General features: G+C 47.8%; 12 protein-coding genes. 1 reads left to right on the top strand and 11 read right to left on the bottom strand.

Annotated features, from left to right (window positions below):
- Positions 1-224: 224 nt before the first annotated feature.
- The 10 genes from FYJ59_RS02415 to FYJ59_RS02370 all read right to left on the bottom strand — a co-directional run bounded on the left by FYJ59_RS02415 (position 225) and on the right by FYJ59_RS02370 (position 12385).
- The gene (locus FYJ59_RS02415; RefSeq protein ID WP_154495113.1) at positions 225-998 is read right to left on the bottom strand and encodes a PHP domain-containing protein; all 774 of its coding nucleotides are present in this window, start codon (positions 996-998) and stop codon (positions 225-227) included.
- A 164-nt stretch (positions 999-1162) separates the two neighbouring features.
- Positions 1163-2326: a phosphoglycerate dehydrogenase gene (locus tag FYJ59_RS02410; protein ID WP_154495112.1), complete on the bottom strand. Its 1164-nt coding sequence runs from the start codon at positions 2324-2326 to the stop codon at positions 1163-1165.
- 11 nt (positions 2327-2337) lie between these two features.
- Positions 2338-3420, bottom strand: coding sequence for a 3-phosphoserine/phosphohydroxythreonine transaminase (serC, locus tag FYJ59_RS02405; protein ID WP_022153863.1), 1083 nt, complete (start codon positions 3418-3420; stop codon positions 2338-2340).
- Between the two features lie 149 nt (positions 3421-3569).
- Complete coding sequence (locus FYJ59_RS02400) at positions 3570-4979, bottom strand: L,D-transpeptidase family protein (RefSeq protein WP_154495111.1); 1410 nt, start codon at positions 4977-4979, stop codon at positions 3570-3572.
- On the bottom strand, positions 4979-6658 hold the full coding sequence (gene ilvB, locus FYJ59_RS02395; RefSeq protein WP_154495110.1) for a biosynthetic-type acetolactate synthase large subunit: 1680 nt from the start codon (positions 6656-6658) through the stop codon (positions 4979-4981). The genes FYJ59_RS02400 and ilvB overlap by 1 nt, the downstream gene beginning before the upstream one ends.
- Before the next feature lie 32 nt (positions 6659-6690).
- Entirely contained in the window at positions 6691-8367 is a 1677-nt protein-coding gene (gene ilvD / locus FYJ59_RS02390) for a dihydroxy-acid dehydratase (protein ID WP_154495109.1), read from the bottom strand.
- A gap of 67 nt (positions 8368-8434) precedes the next feature.
- Entirely contained in the window at positions 8435-9517 is a 1083-nt protein-coding gene (leuB, locus tag FYJ59_RS02385; protein WP_022153844.1) for a 3-isopropylmalate dehydrogenase, read from the bottom strand.
- Positions 9518-9724: 207 nt separating this feature from the next.
- A complete protein-coding gene (gene yajC, locus FYJ59_RS02380) occupies positions 9725-10048 on the bottom strand; it encodes a preprotein translocase subunit YajC (RefSeq protein WP_118550211.1) in 324 nt (107 codons plus the stop codon).
- A gap of 134 nt (positions 10049-10182) precedes the next feature.
- On the bottom strand, positions 10183-11316 hold the full coding sequence (gene tgt, locus FYJ59_RS02375) for a tRNA guanosine(34) transglycosylase Tgt (RefSeq protein WP_022153842.1): 1134 nt from the start codon (positions 11314-11316) through the stop codon (positions 10183-10185).
- Positions 11300-12385 carry a M15 family metallopeptidase gene (locus FYJ59_RS02370; RefSeq protein WP_118547401.1) on the bottom strand — a complete coding sequence of 362 codons (1086 nt, stop codon included), beginning with the start codon at positions 12383-12385 and terminating at the stop codon, positions 11300-11302. The genes tgt and FYJ59_RS02370 overlap by 17 nt, the downstream gene beginning before the upstream one ends.
- A gap of 257 nt (positions 12386-12642) precedes the next feature.
- Between FYJ59_RS02370 and aroC the strand changes: the two genes are divergently transcribed.
- On the top strand, positions 12643-13740 hold the full coding sequence (gene aroC / locus FYJ59_RS02365) for a chorismate synthase (RefSeq protein ID WP_154495108.1): 1098 nt from the start codon (positions 12643-12645) through the stop codon (positions 13738-13740).
- A 1355-nt stretch (positions 13741-15095) separates the two neighbouring features.
- Here aroC and tsf read toward each other — a convergent pair.
- The gene (tsf, locus tag FYJ59_RS02360; protein ID WP_154495107.1) at positions 15096-16196 is read right to left on the bottom strand and encodes a translation elongation factor Ts; all 1101 of its coding nucleotides are present in this window, start codon (positions 16194-16196) and stop codon (positions 15096-15098) included.
- Positions 16197-16256 lie beyond the last annotated feature (60 nt).

Genomic DNA, 16256 nt, shown 5'->3' with positions numbered 1-16256 from the left:
AAGCATCTTAAGAATTTATGAACTCAGATTATGATTTGTATTAAAAAAAGTAACTATTCAGAACCCCATTCGCAAAACCGCCTCTGCAAGGCTTTTCTTTTGCTCATGTGGTTACTTCGCCCTATAAAGATTATCAATTGCTCTTACGAATGCAAGCATTCGACGCTCATTTGATAATCTTTACATGGCTCTGAATAGTTACAAAAAGTATAGGCCCAGGGGACCTATACCATTTTATGCATTTCCGCTTTTCTTCTGTGATGCCGGTACAGGCTTCCCAGTCTGTTGTAGAACCAGAAGGACTGTACCAGAATATTATTGGCTTTTCCGATCTTCTCCTTGGTAGTGCCCCGGTAATAGGATCCTCCGCATTTGATCCCTTCTCCCAGCTTCACTGCCCGGATCAGATCGGATTCACAATGGATCTGCTCAGGGATGTCTGTATACGCCATACCGACACAGTCCGTTTTGTGAGCATCGCTTCCACCGAAGGTTGGCAGCGCGTACATTTCCGCCAGTACCTTGGCGCAATGGTTGTTCTCTACACTCTCACAGGCATTGAAGCCTTCCAGGAAATCAAACTGATTCATCACAGCCATCTGATTCCGCTTCTTCAGGGTATTGGTGAAGCTTAAATATTTCTCTCCGCAGGGATGTGCCGGTCCTAATATCCCACCGTTCTTATGCACGATATCGATCAGGATCTGTACCGGCAATCCCCGAAGCTCCAGAATTTTCAGCTTAACATTCTCAGGCATGATCACCAGGATATGTCCGGCATCAATGGTATCGTATTCAATCCCCTTCAGCACTACAAAATCTTTATATTTTTGATCCTTGATGTTTCGTTTCCACGCGCGGTAACCATTATATGAATTATGATCACTGACCAACATACCGTCAAACCCCTTGCGGATCAATTCCGCAATAAAATCGTCAATAGGAACCTTTCCATCCATAGATCCTTCTTTTGTATGACAATGCATATCAAATTTCATCTGTTTTTGTTCCCTCTTTCTCCTGTGGCTTACGTCTTTGGTCCATGCCAAGTATAACAGATTCCCTCATAGCATACAACGCTTTTACGAAAAAATAAAACAGGCACTGGATGTATTCCACCCAATACCTGTCTGTAACTTTCCTGCATGTTTTATTTGATATTCTATTTTACCACACGTACACGGAAGACGCCGTCAATCTTCTGCAAAGTCTCTACCAGATCCTGTGTTGCCGCATTTTCAATATCCAGCATGGTATATGCCACTTCACCGCGGGATTTGTTGGTCATATCGGAGATATTGATGTTCTTCTCACCGATCACTGCGGTAAACTGATTCAGCATATTGGTAATATTTTTATGGAAAATAGCAATTCTCCCGGCCTGGCTGCATACGCCCATGTCGCAGGCAGGATAATTTACGCTGTTGCGGATATTGCCGTTCTCCAGATAATCCATCATCTCTTCCACAGCCATCTTCGCACAGTTATCCTCGGATTCCTCGGTGCTTGCACCCAGATGAGGGATCACGATACAGCCGGGCTGTCCTGCTGTCGTAGGATTCGGGAAATCAGATACATAACGGGCTACCTTGCCGCTCTTTAATGCCTCCAGGACATCTGCCTCATTTGCCAGCAGATCTCTTGCAAAGTTCAACAGGACCACGCCATCTTTCATTTTGCTGATGGCTTCCTTGTTGATCATGCCCTTTGTGGAATCCAGAAGCGGTACATGTATCGTAATGTAATCACAGTCTGCATAAATTTCTTCCACATTCATCACATGATTGACAGAACGGCTTAAGTTCCAAGCAGCATTGACAGATACATAAGGATCATAGCCATAGACTTCCATACCGAGACTTACTGCTGTATTTGCCACCTTAACGCCGATAGCGCCCAGACCGATGACACCTAACTTTTTGCCCATTACTTCCGTACCGGCGAATTTCTTCTTTTCTTTTTCTGCGGCTTTGGCAATGTCAGCGTTGTCTTTGGATGCCTTGACCCATTCGATACCGCCTACCACATCACGGGCAGCTAACAGCATGCCTGCGATCACCAGTTCCTTCACGCCATTGGCGTTGGCACCGGGAGTATTAAATACTACGATACCCTTTTCCGCACATTTATCCAGAGGAATGTTGTTGACTCCGGCACCGGCTCTCGCTACTGCCAGCAGGTTTTCCGGCAGATCCATCTCATGCATGGAAGCACTGCGGACCAAAACGCCCTCTGCGTCATTCATATTATCGGTTACTTTATAGTCTGCTGTCAGACGATCCAGTCCCACTTTGGAAATGGGATTCAGGCAATTGATCTGAAACATTTTTCTCCCCCTTAAGCGTTCTCCGCTTCAAACTTCTTCATAAACTCTACCAGCTTCTCCACACCCTCGATGGGCATTGCATTGTAGATACTTGCTCTCATGCCGCCTACGGTTCTGTGACCCTTCAGGTTCTCGAAACCGGCTTCTTTTGCTTCTTTTACGAACTTGGCATCCAGCTCCTCATTTCCGGTAATGAACGGAACATTCATCAGGGATCTGTCTTCCTTGCGGACGGTACCCTTGAACAGCTTGCTTTCATCCAGATAGTCATACAGAATCTTCGCCTTTTTCTCATTGCGCTCCTTCATTGCTTCCAGACCGCCCATCTTCTTCAGCCATTTAAATACCTTGCCGCAGATATAGATGCCGTATGCGGGAGGCGTATTGTACAGAGAATCCGCATCTGCATGGATTTTATAACGAAGCATGGTCGGTGTACCGGGAAGTACATCTTCGGTGATCAGATCCTCACGGATAATTACGATAACCACACCAGCAGGTCCGATATTTTTCTGTACACCGCCATAGATCACACCGTATTTTGTCACATCTACCGGCTCGGATAAAAAGCAGCTGGATACATCTGCAACCAGGGGCTTACCCTTGGTATTGGGCAGGGTCTTAAATTTCGTACCGTAAATAGTATTATTCTCGCATATGTACACGTAATCTGCATCCTCGCTGATGGGCAGATCGGAGCAATCGGGAATATAAGAGAAAGTCTTATCCTCGGAAGAAGCGATCTTATTTGCCTTACCGTACAGGGAAGCCTCCTGGTATGCCTTCTTCGCCCACTGACCGGTTACGATGTAGTCTGCCACACGGTTCTTCATCAGGTTCATGGGGATCATGGCAAACTGCTGGCTCGCACCACCCTGTAAAAACAGTACCTTATAGTTGTCCGGGATATTCATCAGCTCTCTGAGATCAGCTTCCGCTTCCTTAATGATCGTATCATAGGCTTTAGATCGATGGCTCATCTCCATTACGGACATGCCGGTTCCTCTATAATCCAGCATTTCATCGGCTGCTTCCTGTAATACCTCCTCAGGGAGTACTGCAGGGCCTGCGGAAAAGTTATACACTCTTGCCATTTTCAAAGACCTCCTCGATATTTTCTAAATTTTTTATAAAAAGCATAGGTATAGAATAAGCTTTTCATTTGCTTTAGTCAACTACATTGTTAAATTATTTTCAATTTGTTCGTCTATCAAGGACAATTTATCTGAAAATGTCTGTGCCATTAATAAAACATTACGACAGGGGTGCCGATCTGCACGCAATCAAACAATTCTTCCATTTTGTCCTTTGGTGTATTGATACAGCCGTGGGAACCGGCAGTCTGGTAGATGTCCCCGCCGAATTCTTTGCGCCATCCGGCGTCATGAATACCGATACCGCCCTTCACAGGCATCCAGAATTTCACAGGAGATGCATACCCCGGTCCCCGTAAGACACGATTTTTCTGCTTATTATAGACAAAATTGACGCCTTCCGGCGTTCCCATGCGCCGCCGCATATTGCCTGTCACAATCTCCGTCTCCAGCTTCAATACACCTTTTTCGTAATAGTACATTTTCTGTTCTGTCATATCCACTTCGATATAGGTGTCACCAATATCATTTTTCCCATAGCAGAAAGCTTCTCTCTCATAACTAGGTATATGTGACTGCGGCGTGCCTGTATGTACACCGGGATCCAGCAGATGCTCCAGCAGGTAGGCAGTCTCCTTTTTCCGGTCCATCTTGCTGCCATAGGTTCCGCCATCGATGGTGATCACATCCCCACGGGTACTGTGAAACTGTCTGGTTCGTCCATAGCCGTCATATTCTTCCGCCAGGCTCTGCACATACGCCGTCACAGCCTGCTCGTCCAGTACAAAGCTTCCCTTCTCATCCTGCACCGGCAGTCCGTTCTCCGCTGTCAGAAAAAAAGCACAGTCCGCTGCTGTCACCGGATGTCTCTCTTCGCCGAAGCAGTAGACAATATCGCAGGTCTGAAATCTCTCGATCTCTTTCCACAGATTCCGCAGGGCTTTTTGACTCTCATCCGGTGTTATCTCATAGTAACATCCGCTCTCCTGCAGATTCAGTGTTTCCTGCCCATTCTCCACGATTTGTTTTAACGCCAAAAAAGCCTTCTCCAGATCGATACGGTCGCTCAGTCCGTCCGTGAAGACATAGGCACCCTCCGCATCCCTGGTAAGGCTGTAATCTTTTATTCTCTTCTGTTCCGTCTGTACGAAATCCAGGGCGTTGTAGGCTCTGCGAAGCGCCTCCTCATCCACAGTCACCACAGGTGCCAGGGTCCGCCTGGAATGAAACAGAACATTGTCCACCCACAGATAAGGATTCTGTTCCTGTCTGTATGCTTCCAGTGCGCTGCTAAAGTCCGCGTGATAATCCACATCAGCGAGAGTGATCGTGTATTTCTCTCCCGCTTTATCCACGATGACAACATCCGGAGCTTCTGTATGTGACAAAAGCTCCGAATTCACTTCTTCCACCGTTTTCCCGGTACAGTATACTCCGTTGATCCAGGTATTCAGAGAAAAACCTTCCCTGTAGTATAATGCCAGGACAAAATATACTGTCAGCAGAAACAGCAGTAATATCAGCACCGCAAAAAGTAATCTCTTCGTCGTCTTATTCATCAGGACTGCCTTTTCAAATCATCTCCGTCAAATACTTCGCTGATGGGGGCTCCTGCCGGAACCATGGGGAATACCTTATCATCCTCCGGGATCATGCACTCGATCATTACCGGTGCCTTCAGGGCAATGGCCTTCTCGATAGCGGGTGCCACTTCTTCCTTTTTGGTCACACGGATGGCGGTACAGCCCAGTCCTTCTGCCACCTTGCAGAAATCCACCTTATCCTTCAGTACTGTCTGGGAATAGCGTTTCCCATAGAACAGTGTCTGCCACTGTCTTACCATGCCCAGCACCTGGTTGTTGATGACCACCTGGATGATAGGAATGTTGTAACGGCTGGCAGTAGCCAGTTCGTTCATGTTCATGCGGAAGCATCCGTCGCCTGCAATGTTGATGCAGACCTTATCCGGCTGTCCGATCTGCGCACCGATGCAGGCTCCAAGGCCGTAACCCATGGTACCTAATCCTCCGGAAGACAGGAAGGTACGGGGCTTCGTATAATGATAATACTGTGCCGCCCACATCTGATGCTGTCCCACGTCTGTGGTAATGATGGCTTCTCCGTTCGTTACACGGTCAATCTCCTGCATGATATAAGGGCAGGACAGATTTTCGTCATCGTATTTCAGGGGATATTTTTCCTTCAGTTCCGTTATATGTGCCATCCACTCCGGATGTTCCTGTTTGGACAGACAGGCATTTAATTCTGTCAGAGTCTTCTTCAGATCTCCTACCAGAGAAGCGTCCACGCGAATATTCTTATTGATCTCCGCAGCATCCACATCCAGCTGGATGATTCTTGCATTCTCCGCGAATTTCTTCGGGTTACCGGTCACACGGTCGGAGAATCTGGCTCCCAGTGCCACCAACAGATCACATTCGCTGACTCCAAGGTTCGAAGTCTTGGTACCATGCATGCCGATCATGCCGGTATAGCGCTCACTTTTTCCATCAAAGGCTCCCTTACCCATCAAAGTATCACATACCGGTGCATCGATCAGTTCTGCGAATTCTGCCACCTCGGCACTTGCCTCGGAAATGATGGCTCCGCCGCCCAGATAGATGTATGGTTTTTTCGCCTTGTGGATCATCTCCGCTACCAGCATCAGTTCTTCCCTGGTGTAACGGGTCACTCTCTCCCCCTGCTGAATCGTCATGGGAGTATATTCACAGGCAGCTGCCGTCACATCCTTCGTAATATCGATCAGGACAGGACCGGGTCTTCCGCTTCTGGCGATATGGAATGCCTTGCGGATGGTATCAGCCAGGATCTCCACATTTTTCACAATATAGCCATGCTTCGTAATGGGCATGGTCACGCCGGCAATATCCACCTCCTGGAAGCTGTCCTTACCAAGTAAAGGCAAGGTAACGTTGGCGGTGATCGCTACCATCGGCACAGAATCCATGTAAGCCGTAGCGATACCGGTGACCAGATTTGTGGCGCCGGGACCGCTGGTAGCCATGCAGACACCTACTTTTCCCGTAGCTCTCGCATAGCCATCCGCCGCATGTGCCGCTCCCTGTTCATGCGAAGTCAGAATATGTTTGATCTCCCCACTGTGCTTATAAAGTGCGTCATAAATATTAAGGATTGCTCCGCCGGGGTAACCGAATACGGTATCTACCCCCTGCTCCTTCAGACATTCTACCAGAATTTCCGATCCCGTTAACTGCATTTCAAAATTCCTCCGGTTATTTTAATGATTGCTTAATTCTTCTGAGAAGGTGCTTCCAGTACCGCACCGCGGTTGCCGCTGGTCACCAGTTCATGATATCTTGCCAGGTAGCCGGTCGTGATCTTAGGCTCTCTGGGCTGCCATTTTGCTCTTCTGGCTGCCAGTTCTTCGTCGGAGACCAGTACATCCAGTTTGTTCTCCGGAATGTTGATGCGGATGATATCGCCCTCTTCTACCAGTGCGATCGGGCCACCCACTGCTGCCTCCGGAGACACATGTCCGATGGATGCGCCACGGGAAGCTCCGGAGAAACGTCCGTCAGTGATCAGTGCCACGCTGGAGCCCAGTCCCATGCCTGCAATGGCAGAGGTGGGATTCAGCATCTCTCTCATGCCGGGGCCGCCCTTAGGTCCTTCATAGCGGATCACTACTACATCGCCTGCGACGATTTTACCGGACTTGATAGCATCAATCGCATCTTCTTCACAGTCAAATACTCTGGCAGGGCCTTCGTGCACCAGCATCTCCGGTGCCACAGCAGATCTCTTGACCACGCCGCTGTCCGGTGCCAGGTTGCCCTTCAGTACGGCAATACCGCCGGTCTGGGAATAGGGGTTCTCCACAGGACGGATAACTTCCGGATTCTTGTTGACACAATTCTTGATATTCTCTCCTATGGTCGTACCGTTGGCAGTCAGGCAGTCGAGGTTCAAAAGTCCCTTTTTGGACAGTTCATTCATTACCGCATAGACACCGCCTGCTTCGTTCAGGTCTTCCATATAAGTAGGGCCGGCAGGTGCCAGGTGACACAGATTCGGAGTCTTGGCAGAGATCTCGTTGGCGATCTCCAGGTTCAGTTCCACACCTGCTTCTCTTGCGATAGCGGGCAGATGCAGCATGGTATTGGTAGAGCATCCCAGTGCCATATCCACAGTCAGGGCATTTCTGAAGGCTTCCGGAGTCATGATGTCTCTGGGACGGATATTTTTCTCTACCAGTTCCATGATCTTCATGCCGGCATGCTTTGCCAGACGGATACGCTCGGAATATACGGCGGGAATCGTACCGTTGCCGCGAAGTCCCATACCAATGGCTTCGGTCAGACAGTTCATGGAGTTCGCGGTATACATACCGGAACAGGAGCCGCAGGTAGGACATACCTTTTCCTCGAACTCAGCCAGTTCATCCATAGTCATGGTACCGGCTGCCACACTTCCCACTGCCTCGAACATAGAGGATAAGCTTCTCTTCTGTCCGTGTACATGTCCGGCTAACATGGGACCGCCGGATACAAAGATAGTAGGGATATTCACTCTGGCTGCCGCCATCAAAAGTCCGGGAACATTCTTGTCACAGTTGGGAATACATACCAGACCGTCAAATCCGTGTGCCATAGCCATGCACTCGGTGCTGTCGGCGATCAGATCTCTGGTCACCAGGGAATACTTCATTCCCACATGTCCCATGGCAATACCGTCACATACAGCGATGGCGGGGAATACTACCGGCATACCACCTGCCATGGCTACGCCCATTTTTACAGCTTCTGTGATCTTATCCAGATTCATGTGTCCGGGTACGATCTCATTGAAGGAGCTGACGATACCGATCATGGGGCGTCTTCTCTCTTCTTCGGTAAATCCCAGGGCATTGAACAGACTTCTGTGAGGTGCCTGGGCAGTTCCTGTCTTAACGGAATCACTTCTCATAATTATATCTCTCTTTCTCTTCCTTATTTTTCTATACCGGATAAATGTGCTTCCGGGGCAAATGGCATCAGATTCTCTCTGCCAGAAGGTCGCCCATCTCGGTACATCCTACCCGCGTGCAGCCCTCAGACATGATATCACCGGTGCGGAAGCCGTCCTGCAATACTTTCTTCACCGCTGCCTCGATAGCATCTGCTTCTTCGTCCAGATCAAAGCTGTAACGAAGCATCATAGCCGCACTTAATACAGTGGCGATAGGGTTTGCAATATCTTTGCCGGCAATATCCGGAGCGGATCCGTGGCTGGGCTCGTAGAGGCCGAACTTTGTATCATTCAAGCTGGCACTGGCTAACATTCCGATGGAACCGGTCACCATACTTGCCTCATCGGAGAGGATATCTCCGAACATATTCTCTGTCAGGATCACATCAAACTGTGCAGGATCCTTCACCAGCTGCATGGCGCAATTGTCTACCAGCATATGTTCCAGTGTCACATCGGGATAGTCCTTTGCTACCTCCTCCACGACTTTTCTCCACAGTCTGGAAGAATCCAATACATTAGCCTTATCCACGCTGGTTACCTTTTTCCTGCGCTTTCTGGCAATATCAAAGCCTTTGATGGCGATCCTGCGTATCTCGTTCTCATCATAGGTCAGGGTATCGATAGCTTTTCTCACGCCGTTCTCTTCAATGGTCCTGCGTTCACCGAAATAAAGTCCGCCGGTCAATTCTCTCATGATCAGCATATCAAATCCCGCTTTGCTGATCTCCTCCTTCAGCGGGCACGCCGCTGCCAGCTCATCATAGAGCACTGCCGGTCTTAAATTAGCAAACAGATTCAACGCCTTGCGCATTGCCAGAAGTCCTGCTTCCGGGCGCTTCTCGGGAGGTAATTTGTACCAGGGGGAAGTGGTGGTATTACCGCCAATGGATCCCATCAGCACCGCATCTGCCGCTTTGGCATCCGCAATAGCTTCCTCTGTCAGAGGGACTCCATGGACATCAATGGAAGCTCCACCCATTAAAATATCCTTATAGATCATTTTATGACCATATTTATGCGCAACTTTGTCTAAAACTTTTTTCGTCTCCCTGACGATCTCCGGTCCGATGCCGTCGCCGGGAATACAGGTAATATGTAACTCCATAGTGTTATTTTCCTCGTTTCCTGTGATATTTCCTGTATTTTTACGTAAAATACTTATTTCATAATAACTGATACTATATGAAATTTCAACATTGAAAATTAACATAAATGCAATTATGCACATTAAAATAGATCAAATTATCAAGTGTGTCATACACGTAAAAAGGAGCAATACCTTATCCCGGCATTGCTCCTTTTTCACCGCTTCTTAGTTCTCTCCAGCCTTCTCAACCTTGCTGATGGCAGATTTCTCCATAGGGATACGGCAGTTTTTGTTATTACCGAACTCTACGATAACGGTATCATCAGTAATATCAATAATGATACCATAGAAACCGGAAGTGGTCAGAACGCAGTCACCTGTCTCTAAGTTGGACAGCATTGCAGCTACTCTCTTCTGTTCCTTCTTCTGCGGTCTCATAAAGAAAAACCACATTGCACCGATCAATACTGCATATACAAGAAGCATAACGATCATGCTGGTTCCGGAACCTGCTGCAGCAGCCTCTGACTCAGTTAATAAAATACCCATTTGTTCCTCCATTCCGGCGTGTTACGCCTGTAAAACTTTCTGTACAAGTAAGTATGATACACAAAAATAGCTTAAGGGGCAAGTCTTTTTGCATAAAATTGTATGAAATTCCTCTAAGCTCCGACAGTTACAGCTTATTCCAACGGTGTAGCCATGGAATCCAGCTTGTGTCTTTTATATTCTGCAAAGCGGCCTGCATCCAAGGCATCACGGATCTCCGTCATCATGGTATTATAAAAATACAGATTGTGGAGTACACAAAGACGCATGCCCAACATCTCCTTCGCTTTTAACAGATGACGGATATAAGCTCTGGAGTATCTCTGGCAGGCCGGACAGCCGCAGCCTTCTTCAATCGGTCTGCTGTCAAGCTCATATTTTGCATTGAACAGATTAATCTTTCCATGGTTGGTATATAAATGTCCATGGCGTCCGTTTCTCGTGGGATATACACAGTCAAAGAAATCAACACCACGCTCTACACCCTCCAGAATATTAGCCGGGGTACCCACGCCCATAAGGTAGGTTGGTTTGTTCACCGGGAGATAAGGTACCACTTCATCCAGAATATGGTACATTTCCTCGTGGGTTTCGCCAACTGCCAGACCGCCTACCGCATAACCGTCCAGGTCCATCTCAGCGATCCGCTTGGCATGCTCGATACGGATATCTTCATAGATGGCACCCTGATTGATACCGAATAACAGCTGATGCGGGTTCACAGTATCCTCTAAACTGTTCAGGCGTTTCATCTCCACCTGGCATCTTTGCAGCCATCTGGTAGTACGCTCCACGGAATTCTGTACATACATCCGGTCCGCCTTACTGGGAGCACACTCATCAAAAGCCATGGCAATGGTAGAACCCAAATTTGACTGGATCTGCATGCTTTCCTCCGGTCCCATGAAGATCTTATGACCGTCAATATGGGAACGGAAGGTAACACCCTCTTCCTTAATCTTACGCAGTCCCGCCAGGGAAAAGACTTGAAATCCACCGGAATCTGTCAGGATCGGCTTGTTCCAGGACATGAACTTGTGAAGTCCGCCCATCTGTTTGATGATCCTATCACCGGGTCTGACATGCAGATGGTAGGTGTTGGATAATTCCACCTGGGTTCCGATCTGCTCTAAGTCTGCTGTGGATACGGCACCCTTGATCGCCGCTACCGTTCCCACATTCATAAATACAGGGGTCTGGATCACGCCATGCACTGTGGTAAATTCTCCTCTTTTGGCGCGTCCTTCCTGTTTAATCAATCGATACATCTTCTACATATTCCTCCCAGAATTCTTCTAATGTTATGCCCTGTTCCATGATCACAGGCGCAGCAGTTTTCCCTACATAGCGGAAATGCCACGGTTCATACTCGATCCCGGTGATATCTTCTTTCCCCTTAGGATATCTCAGAATAAATCCAAAACGACAGCTGTTGGCTGCCAGCCATTTTCCGGCTTTTGTGTCTCCAAAGCCCTCGTCCAGGGACATATAACTGTTACATACAATATCAAGTGCCAGTCCGATCTGATGCTCACTGGCTCCCGGTACCGTCACTGCCTGGCTGGACAGCTGATAAGCTTCCATATAGGACATTCCGCGGTTCATATAGCGCTTGATCTTCCGGTTGAACAACATCTGCTGATACTCCAGATCCCGGTAAGGCGAACAGATCGTCAGGTTCACACCATCCTCTTCCGCTGCTTCCAGCATGGCAAGAAGGTCTTCTAAGATTCTCTTGTCACACTGCATGGAACCCCTGATGGTGCCCAACTGGAACGTATAATCCTCCGGAATGGAGTTCTGCTTGTTGATCAGAACCAGTCTCCAGTCGTCGGAGCGGAATTCCTGCTGTTCTGTAGTCTCCCGCGCATCACTGCCTGTTCCGGTCTCCCGGGCATTTTCACTCACAATTTCCTCTGAAGCCCGTAAAATATCGGAGGCATCGTATTTGTCCACCAGTGCATAGCCGTGGGAAATACTGTTGTAATCCGACTGTTCCAGAACATCCTCATCCTCTAAGAGTTCCAGCCCCGCCATATCCGGTTCCTTCTCCTCCGCCAGAGAGATGTCAGCAGTCTCGGCATTTTTCAATTCATAGTCATTCCCCGCATCCTCTGTAATAAACGCCGGGAATGAAAAACTGCTGTATACCGCAAACAGGAAGAAGGTTCCCGCCATCACGGCAAAACGTTTTCCATTATTCTTGCAATAATTACAGACATGAAAAAAAAGCATCACAAAAAACAGCAGCGGTACTGCTACCGCCCTGTTCCATCGATTCTTTTTCCCAAATTTCAGAAGTTTTGCCCTTGCTTTCTCTTCCGTTGTTTTTTCCATTTGTATATTCGACCTTTTACTTCCCGTTAGCAACTATATAATATGATAGCATACTTTATATTCCGTTGCATCCTTTTTCTATAAAAAAGTTGCGATTTTTTCAATAATTACGTATAATCTATGATAAAAAGGTAACTATTCGAGTCACCGCCCCATAATGAGCAAAATGAGCTGCATAGCAGCAAGAAAGCATGATTCATCGTGCGTCTTTGCGAATGTATGGGTGGGTGCTGAACGGTTGGAAAAGGAGAACTGCCATGGCCGGTTCAACATTGGGAAACATTTTCAAGATCACTACCTGGGGAGAATCCCACGGGAAAGCTTTGGGTGTCGTTGTAGACGGCTGTCCCGCCGGACTGCCTCTCTCCGAGGAAGATATACAGAAATACTTAGACCGACGTAAACCCGGCACCAGTGCCATTACCACTCAGCGTAAAGAGGCCGATCAGGTGGAGCTTCTCTCCGGCATCTTTGAAGGAAAGACTACCGGTACTCCTATCTCCCTGATGGTACGTAATACCTCTCAGATCTCTGCTGATTACACGGAGATCGCAGAGAATTATCGTCCCGGCCATGCGGATTATTGTTTTGATGCCAAATACGGTTTCCGGGATTACCGGGGTGGCGGACGTTCCTCCGGTCGTGAGACCATCGGACGCGTGGCTGCCGGAGCCATTGCTGCGAAGATCTTAGAGCAGATGGGCATTACCGTATTCGCCTATACCCGCTCCATCGGTCCCGTAGATGCGGATCTGACAAAGTTCAACCGTACTACTGCCCGCTCCACGATCACTGCTATGCCGGATGTAGAAGCTGATGAAAAAGCCTGTGCTTATCTGCAGCAGGCAAGAGAAGCCTGCGATTCCGTGGGCGGTTGCATGGAATGTCTTGTCGAAGGACTTCCCGCAGGCATCGGAGACCCGGTGTTCGAGAAGCTGGATGCCAACCTTGCGAAAGCTATCATGTCTATCGGTGCCGTGAAAGCCGTAGAGATTGGCGACGGTGCAGAAGCTTCCCGTCATACCGGCAGTGAGAATAACGATCCCTTCCGCATGGAGAACGGCAAAGTCACAAAGATCAGCAATCATTCCGGCGGTATTTTAGGAGGTATGAGTGACGGCAGTCCTATCATTGTCCGTGCTTATGTGAAACCCACTCCTTCCATCTTCCGCCCCCAGCAGACCGTGAACCGCTCCGGTGAAAACACCGAGCTTACCATCCGCGGGCGCCACGATCCCATCATCGTCCCCAGAGCTGTCGTCGTCATGGAATGCATGACCGCCATCACTGTGTTGGATGCCATGATGATGAATATGTCGGCGAAGCTAGAGTCTTTGTTGGAATTCTATCGATAAATTGAAAGTTACGAGCCATGCAAAGTCAAAACAGAAACAGCGATCTGGGAGCTTGCTCACAAGTCGCTGTTTTTGTTTTTGGCTTTATACGGCGACAGCCGTCAATGAAATAAATGTGGAGCGCCCTTTGCGACACATTTATGAATTGAGTGCATGGCTCGTAACGTAGGGTTGCCATAGAATCCACGAACGCCCGCAGCGGACGGAACATCACGCCTTGATGTCGCGTCTCTGGGTGTGAATTTTCTACGAAAAGTGATATAGCGGTTCTAATCCGTACGGGCACGGCTCCAGTTGCCATCCATGGCAACGTCCGCCTGTCGCGAACGTCCTGTTCGCTCCACCCTGTCTTTCAGCACTTTTCAAGAAAATATCAACCCCCTCCGACAGACATCGCGGCATGACATTCCGTCCACCGTGGGCGTTCTGTGTTTTGAAAATCCCATGAAAAACTACTAAGTCTATCTCGTGTTGCTGGTTTCTATATTCCTCCAAAGTCATTTACATACTTAATTCTTATTTTTAAATTTTATACATGTGTTTCCTAAAGCGATTTACATACCTATTTTCCATTTTAGACTATTGCGCATGTGTTTTCCTGGTTATCATACATGCCGGATCATTATTTTTTGCTTTAAGGCATGTATTTTCCGACTTGTTACACATACTTAATTTTGACTTTTGAATTATTCGCATGTATTTCCTGCTTTTTTGCACATACTAAATCCTTGTTTTTAACTTCTGCACATGTATTCTCAAATGCTCTGCCTAAATAATTGGGATGTTTTTCATAACCCAGCAGAAAAGGACTGCTCCCCCGGACGTAGATGCGGCGGAGACTGTGAGATTTTCTTGGAAAGTGGTTGAGCCGCAGGGGCAACGCGAACACGATGTTCGCGTTAGCCGATAAGTGCCATGGATGGCAACGTAAAGGCGGCCCCGTCATGACGAGAAACACTTGGCCACTTTCCTTTAGAAAATCCACAGTTGTAGCTAGCATCCGAGTCCGGGGCGGGCAGCCCTTTCTGCGTGGATTTTAGAACAACTATTTCACTAACTTTCAAGTTAGTTTGTCGCAAATACCCCCAAAAAAATGAATTCCGTACAAAAAAAATTCTAAATCAGGAATTTTTGTACGAAATTTCTTCATTTTACACGTTCAGCGAAAATAACAGCTTGTTACATGGCAATATTTCATGTTTTTGTATTTTTTTAGCAAAAAATGGCGTTTTTAATACAAACAGAACTCCCCGAGTAGCAGACAGCAACTCTCCGCAATGAGCTATGCTTTCGTACCTTTCAATATGTAAAAAAGGCATACTCACGTATGCCTTTTCAAAATAAATCCGTTATAATTAAGCGTTGATTTGAGCGGCAACTTCTGCTGCGAAGTCTTCGTTCTTCTTCTCCATGCCTTCGCCAACTTCGAAACGAACAACCTTAGCGATGGTCAGAGCCTTGTTAACGCTCTCTAAATACTTAGCTACGGTCTGCTTGCCATCCTCAGCCTTAACATAGGTCTGATCTAACAGGCAGATCTCCTTCAGCTGCTTGGATACACGACCGTCTGCCAGACCCTTGAAGATCTTATCAGATACGATAGCGTCCTTGTCAGCCATAGCCAGCTCAGCCAGAGCAGCTGCTGCTTCCTTGGACAGGAAGTTGAACAGGTAGTTCATGTTGCTCTTCTTCTCTTCGTAGATTGCCTTATCCTCATCGCTCCATGCAGAACTGTTCATAGCCTTATCGATCAGCTTATTCAGGATGGGCTTAGGCAGAGATGCAGGATCGTTCAGAGCTGCGTCAACAGTGATCTCCTGTAACTTAGCCAGCTCTTCTGCGGAAATATCATTTCTGCTGATGTAGGTAGGATTCATAGCTGCTACCTGCATAGCGATGTTGGTCAGTGCTTCTCTAGCTGCGTCATCGGATGCACCGTTAGCTGCAACGATAACACCGATGCGTCCACCACCGTGAATGTAGGATACTGCCACATCTCCGGATACCTTCTCGAAACGACGGATAGACAGCTTTTCACCGATGGTAGCGGTCTTCTCTACCAGAGCTTCCTTAACAGTTGCGCCTTCAAAAGGAGTAGCCAACAGTGCTTCGATATCTTCACCGTCCTTGCCACCCTGTAAATCGGAAGCCAGAGCAGCTCCATTAACAGCCTCTACAAAAGAAGTAAAAGTCTCGTTCTTTGCAACGAAGTCGGTCTCGGAGTTCACTTCAATAACGCAAGCGGTCTTGCCGTCTGCGGAGATTGCTGCACGTGCAACACCTTCTGCTGCGATACGACTTGCCTTCTTCTCAGCTTTAGCCTGTCCGTTCTTTCTCAGGAACTCAACAGCTGCGTCCATATCTCCATTTGTCTCGCTCAGAGCCTTCTTACAATCCATCATACCAGCGCCGGTCATTTCACGGAGCTCTTTTACCATAGATGCGGTAATTGCCATTTTTTTATCCTCTCTTCTTAATTAATATATTATCCTCAAGAACCCAGACCGTAATGACAG

This window comes from Waltera intestinalis (assembly GCF_009695995.1).
GTDB lineage: Bacteria > Bacillota > Clostridia > Lachnospirales > Lachnospiraceae > Acetatifactor > Acetatifactor intestinalis.
Note: the sequence above shows the minus strand (reverse complement) of the source record. Positions and strands in the feature narration are given on the sequence as shown.

Coding starts and splice junctions, on each gene's coding strand:
- FYJ59_RS02415 (WP_154495113.1), bottom strand. CDS start 998: ATGAAATTTGATATGCATTGTCATACAAAAGAAGGATCTATGGATGGA.
- FYJ59_RS02400 (WP_154495111.1), bottom strand. CDS start 4,979: ATGAATAAGACGACGAAGAGATTACTTTTTGCGGTGCTGATATTACTG.
- aroC (WP_154495108.1), top strand. CDS start 12,643: ATGGCCGGTTCAACATTGGGAAACATTTTCAAGATCACTACCTGGGGA.
- leuB (WP_022153844.1), bottom strand. CDS start 9,517: ATGGAGTTACATATTACCTGTATTCCCGGCGACGGCATCGGACCGGAG.
- ilvB (WP_154495110.1), bottom strand. CDS start 6,658: ATGCAGTTAACGGGATCGGAAATTCTGGTAGAATGTCTGAAGGAGCAG.
- FYJ59_RS02410 (WP_154495112.1), bottom strand. CDS start 2,326: ATGTTTCAGATCAATTGCCTGAATCCCATTTCCAAAGTGGGACTGGAT.
- yajC (WP_118550211.1), bottom strand. CDS start 10,048: ATGGGTATTTTATTAACTGAGTCAGAGGCTGCTGCAGCAGGTTCCGGA.
- serC (WP_022153863.1), bottom strand. CDS start 3,420: ATGGCAAGAGTGTATAACTTTTCCGCAGGCCCTGCAGTACTCCCTGAG.
- tsf (WP_154495107.1), bottom strand. CDS start 16,196: ATGGCAATTACCGCATCTATGGTAAAAGAGCTCCGTGAAATGACCGGC.
- ilvD (WP_154495109.1), bottom strand. CDS start 8,367: ATGAGAAGTGATTCCGTTAAGACAGGAACTGCCCAGGCACCTCACAGA.
- tgt (WP_022153842.1), bottom strand. CDS start 11,316: ATGTATCGATTGATTAAACAGGAAGGACGCGCCAAAAGAGGAGAATTT.
- FYJ59_RS02370 (WP_118547401.1), bottom strand. CDS start 12,385: ATGGAAAAAACAACGGAAGAGAAAGCAAGGGCAAAACTTCTGAAATTT.